2 tRNA genes and 2 rRNA genes are annotated in these 5,740 nt (G+C 47.6%); all 4 read left to right on the top strand.

Annotation, left to right across the window (positions count from 1 at the left end):
• The first annotated feature begins 347 nt into the window (after nt 1-347).
• Nucleotides 348-1,893, top strand: a 16S ribosomal RNA gene (locus tag CYQ88_RS11350).
• Between the two features lie 77 nt (nt 1,894-1,970).
• Nucleotides 1,971-2,047 (top strand) — tRNA-Ile (locus CYQ88_RS11355).
• Between the two features lie 71 nt (nt 2,048-2,118).
• Nucleotides 2,119-2,194: transfer RNA gene (locus CYQ88_RS11360), tRNA-Ala, on the top strand.
• Nucleotides 2,195-2,652: 458 nt separating this feature from the next.
• Nucleotides 2,653-5,516 (top strand): 23S ribosomal RNA (locus CYQ88_RS11365).
• The 16S and 23S rRNA genes sit together here with 2 tRNA genes alongside, the layout of an rRNA operon.
• Nucleotides 5,517-5,740 lie beyond the last annotated feature (224 nt).

Raw genomic sequence — 5,740 nt, forward strand, 5'->3', positions numbered from 1 at the left:
CGGCTAATGAAGCGGGAATTTAAAAGAGTTTTCTTGTTGGTAATTGAAAAATAACCGCCAAGAAAAAAGCCAAAAAAAGTCTTGACTACTGAGGTAGGAAACGATTAGAATACGCGGCTTACTCAGGACGAACGCAAAGGCGGACGGGCTGGGAAAATTAAGACCAAGTTCTTTAAAAATCAGGTAATTCAGAGATAATTTATGTGGAAGTTACTTAAGTAAGTGACCGCAACATAAAAAGTCTCGACAACTATGTATATGGTTAATCATATTTATATGATACATGTACCTTGTTAATTTCGAGAGTTTAGAGCAGCAAAGCTCATTAAAAAAACAAAATCAAGATTAAACTGAAGAGTTTGATCCTGGCTCAGAATGAACGCTGGCGGCAGGCCTAACACATGCAAGTCGAACGGTAACAGAAGAAAAGCTTGCTTTTCTTGCTGACGAGTGGCGGACGGGTGAGTAACGCGTGGGAATCTACCCTTTAGTTGGGGACAACATATGGAAACGTATGCTAATACCGAATATGATCTACGGATTAAAGGTGCCCTCTCCTTGGAAGGTATCGCTAAAGGATGAGCCCGCGTTAGATTAGCTAGTTGGTAGGGTAAAGGCCTACCAAGGCGACGATCTATAGCTGGTTTGAGAGGATGATCAGCCACACTGGGACTGAGACACGGCCCAGACTCCTACGGGAGGCAGCAGTGGGGAATATTGCACAATGAGGGAAACCTTGATGCAGCCATGCCGCGTGTGTGAAGAAGGCCCGAGGGTTGTAAAGCACTTTCAATTGTGAGGAAGATTAAGTAGTTAATACCTGCTTAGTTTGACGTTAACTTTAGAAGAAGCACCGGCTAACTCTGTGCCAGCAGCCGCGGTAATACAGAGGGTGCAAGCGTTATTCGGAATTACTGGGCGTAAAGCGCGCGTAGGCGGACTGTTAAGTCGGTTGTGAAAGCCCTGGGCTCAACCTAGGAACTGCATCCGATACTGGCAATCTAGAGTTTAAGAGAGGGAAGTGGAATTCCAGGTGTAGCAGTGAAATGCGTAGATATCTGGAGGAACATCAGTGGCGAAGGCGACTTCCTGGCTTAAAACTGACGCTGAGGTGCGAAAGCTTGGGTAGCGAACGGGATTAGATACCCCGGTAGTCCAAGCCGTAAACGATGTCAACTAGCTGTTGGTCTTATTAAAAAGATTAGTAGCGTAGCTAACGCGATAAGTTGACCGCCTGGGGAGTACGGTCGCAAGATTAAAACTCAAAGGAATTGACGGGGGCCCGCACAAGCGGTGGAGCATGTGGTTTAATTCGATGCAACGCGAAGAACCTTACCATCCCTTGACATCCTGCGAACTTTCTAGAGATAGATTGGTGCCTTCGGGAACGCAGTGACAGGTGCTGCATGGCTGTCGTCAGCTCGTGTCGTGAGATGTTGGGTTAAGTCCCGCAACGAGCGCAACCCTTATCATTAGTTGCTACCATTTAGTTGAGAACTCTAATGAGACTGCCGGTGATAAACCGGAGGAAGGCGGGGACGACGTCAAGTCATCATGGCCCTTATGGGATGGGCTACACACGTGCTACAATGGGGGGTACAAAGAGCAGCCAACTGGCGACAGTGCGCGAATCTCATAAAACCTCTCGTAGTCCGGATCGGAGTCTGCAACTCGACTCCGTGAAGTCGGAATCGCTAGTAATCGTGAATCAGAATGTCACGGTGAATACGTTCCCGGGCCTTGTACACACCGCCCGTCACACCATGGGAGTGGGTTGCAAAAGAAGTGGGTAGTCTAACCTTCGGGAGGGCGCTCACCACTTTGTGATTCATGACTGGGGTGAAGTCGTAACAAGGTAGCCCTAGCGGAAGCTGGGGCTGGATCACCTCCTTTAAGACAAAGACGGTTGCGAGCTTAAGCTAGCTTTCACATAAATTATTTCTGAATTACTGAAAAGATGAGAACGACCTGGGTCTGTAGCTCAGTTGGTTAGAGCGCACCCCTGATAAGGGTGAGGTCGGTGGTTCAAATCCACCCAGACCCACCAATTTTTGAACCAAGTAATTGGTCAAGAATTAAACCTATCAGGGGTAAGAAAACACCTGCTGATTCCCGAATGGGGCTATAGCTCAGCTGGGAGAGCGCCTGCCTTGCACGCAGGAGGTCTGCGGTTCGATCCCGCATAGCTCCACCAATATTCCTGTTAATACATTCTGATTCAGCAATGAATAAGAGTTTATTAACAGTCATATTGACTGAAGAAACAAAGAAGTTCTTTAAAAATTAGGAAAAATCTCTAAGTTAAAAAATAAACTTAGAAACAATAAACTGGAGTCATTTGATGATGACGACATCCAGATTGACTTATTTTAAATAGGTTGATCTGTTACCAGTTTATTGAGTTAGTCCAGTCGTCTCCAACGGCTGGGCTAACGAGGTAACAATGTATCTTAAGAGTTCAATGGAATTAATGGAAGGTTGTAAAGGGCCGGAAATTAAAACCACGATACAAACTCAAGCGAAACATGTCAGCGTAAAAACTTTTAGTTGCGTACACTCATTAGGCTTTATAAACAGAAGCGGTTCACTAAATGGTATAGCTACCAGAGCTGTGGAGTTAACAAAAGGCATAAGGTTATTTTTGAGTTGTATAGTTAAGTGACTAAGCGTACACGGTGGATGCCTAGGCGGTAGAAGGCGACGAAGGACGTAGTAACTTGCGATAAGCCTCGGGGAGCTAGTAAACAAGCTTTGATCCGAGGATTTCCGAATGGGAAAACCCATCCTTTTTAAGGATATCCCCTTGTGGGAGGCTAACCTGGAGAACTGAAACATCTAAGTACCCAGAGGAAAAGAAATCAACCGAGATTCCCCAAGTAGCGGCGAGCGAACGGGGACCAGCCCTAAAGCATTTATTAAGATAGCAGAACACTCTGGAAAGTGTGACGAAACAAGGTGATAGTCCTGTATGCGAAATCTTATTAAGTGTTATTCGAGTAGGACGGAACACGTGAAATTCTGTCTGAACATGGGGGGACCACCCTCCAAGGCTAAATACTCTCTACCGACCGATAGTGAACCAGTACCGTGAGGGAAAGGCGAAAAGAACCCCTGAAGGGGAGTGAAATAGAACCTGAAACCGTGTACGTACAAGCAGTAGGAGCCCACTTGTTGGGTGACTGCGTACCTTTTGTATAATGGGTCAGCGACTTACATTATGTAGCGAGGTTAACTGAATAAGGGAGCCGTAGGGAAACCGAGTCTTAAATGGGCGTTTAGTTGCATGGTGTAGACCCGAAACCGGGCGATCTATCCATGGCCAGGTTGAAGGTGCCGTAACAGGTACTGGAGGACCGAACCCACGTATGTTGAAAAATGCGGGGATGAGCTGTGGATCGGAGTGAAAGGCTAATCAAGCCCGGAGATAGCTGGTTCTCCTCGAAATCTATTTAGGTAGAGCCTCATGTCTCACTGTTGGGGGTAGAGCACTGTTATGGTCTAGCGGGCCGTCAAGGCTTAGCAGCCCATTGCAAACTCCGAATACCAACAAGTGCAATCATGGGAGACAGACAGCGGGTGCTAACGTCCGTTGTCAAGAGGGAAACAACCCAGACCACCAGCTAAGGTCCCTAAACACTACTCAGTGGGAAAGGATGTGGGAAGGCTTAGACAGTCAGGAGGTTGGCTTAGAAGCAGCCACCCTTTAAAGAAAGCGTAATAGCTCACTGATCGAGTCGGCCTGCGCCGAAGATTTAACGGGGCTAAGTAGTGTACCGAAGCTGTGGATGCCATTTATGGCATGGTAGAGGAGCGTCGTGTAAGCCTGCGAAGGGGTGTTGTAAAGCATCCTGGAGGTATCACGAGTGCGAATGCTGACATGAGTAGCGATAAAGGGAGTGAAAAGCTCCCTCGCCGAAAGACCAAGGTTTCCTACGCAACGCTAATCGACGTAGGGTTAGTCGACCCCTAAGACGAGGCCGAAAGGCGTAGTCGATGGGAAGCAGGTTAATATTCCTGCACTTTTTATAACTGCGATGGAGGGACGGAGAAGGCTAGGCTAGCTTGCTGATGGTTGCAAGTTTAAGGTAGTAGGCAGAGATCTTAGGCAAATCCGGGATCTTAATGCTGAGAACTGATGACGAGTCCTATTATTGGACGAAGTAGTTGATGCCATGCTTCCAAGAAAAGCTTCTAAGCTTCAGGTTATAAAGAATCGTACCCCAAACCAACACAGGTGGTCAGGATGAGAATTCCAAGGCGCTTGAGAGAACTCGGGTGAAGGAACTAGGCAAAATAACACCGTAACTTCGGGAGAAGGTGTGCCCCTATTGGTTAAGGACTTGCTCCGTAAGCTGATGGGGGTTGCAGAGACCAGGTGGCTGCAACTGTTTACTAAAAACATAGCACTGTGCAAAATCGAAAGATGACGTATACGGTGTGACGCCTGCCCGGTGCCGGAAGGTTAATTGATGGGGTTAGCTTATGCGAAGCTCTTGATCGAAGCCCCGGTAAACGGCGGCCGTAACTATAACGGTCCTAAGGTAGCGAAATTCCTTGTCGGGTAAGTTCCGACCTGCACGAATGGCGTAATGATGGCCACACTGTCTCCACCCGAGACTCAGCGAAATTGAACTCGCAGTTAAGATGCTGCGTACCCGCGGCTAGACGGAAAGACCCCGTGAACCTTTACTACAGCTTTGCACTGGACTTTGATACTATCTGTGTAGGATAGGTGGGAGGCTATGAAGCAGTGACGCCAGTCATTGTGGAGCCAATCTTGAAATACCACCCTGATATTATTGAGGTTCTAACCTAGATCAGTGAATCCTGGTCAGGGACAGTGTATGGTGGGTAGTTTGACTGGGGCGGTCTCCTCCTAAAGAGTAACGGAGGAGCGCGAAGGTACCCTCAGCACGGTCGGACATCGTGCAATGAGCGCAAGAGTAAAAGGGTGCTTGACTGCGAGACAGACACGTCGAGCAGGTGCGAAAGCAGGTTCTAGTGATCCGGTGGTTCTGTGTGGAAGGGCCATCGCTCAACGGATAAAAGGTACTCCGGGGATAACAGGCTGATACCGCCCAAGAGTTCATATCGACGGCGGTGTTTGGCACCTCGATGTCGGCTCATCACATCCTGGGGCTGAAGTCGGTCCCAAGGGTATGGCTGTTCGCCATTTAAAGTGGTACGCGAGCTGGGTTTAGAACGTCGTGAGACAGTTCGGTCCCTATCTGCCGTGGGCGTTGGAGAATTGAGGGGGGCTGCTCCTAGTACGAGAGGACCGGAGTGGACGATCCGCTGGTGTTCCAGTTGTCATGCCAATGGCATTGCTGGGTAGCTACGATCGGAAAGGATAACCGCTGAAAGCATCTAAGCGGGAAACCTGCCCCAAGATAAGTTCTCCCTAGACTTTAAGTCTTCTGAAGGGCCGTTAAAGACTATGACGTTGATAGGCAAGATGTGGAAGTTCAGTAATGGATGAAGCTAACTTGTACTAATTACCCGTGAGGCTTAACTATACAACTCAAAAGTAACTTTATTAATTAGAGCGAAAGCGAAGATTAATGAAAGGTGACATGTTGAGCTTGAGTTTAGAGAACGCTTAAGAACATTGTTCTGAAGAATAAGTAGACGTTTTAACAAGTATTAAACAGAGATTTTTCCAAATTCAGTGAGTTGTTTTTAACACAGTTAAAGACAGCTTACATAACCCAATTGCTTGGGGACCATAGCAAGATGGAAC

Source organism: Hydrogenovibrio sp. SC-1 (assembly GCF_002848135.1).
GTDB lineage: Bacteria > Pseudomonadota > Gammaproteobacteria > Thiomicrospirales > Thiomicrospiraceae > Hydrogenovibrio.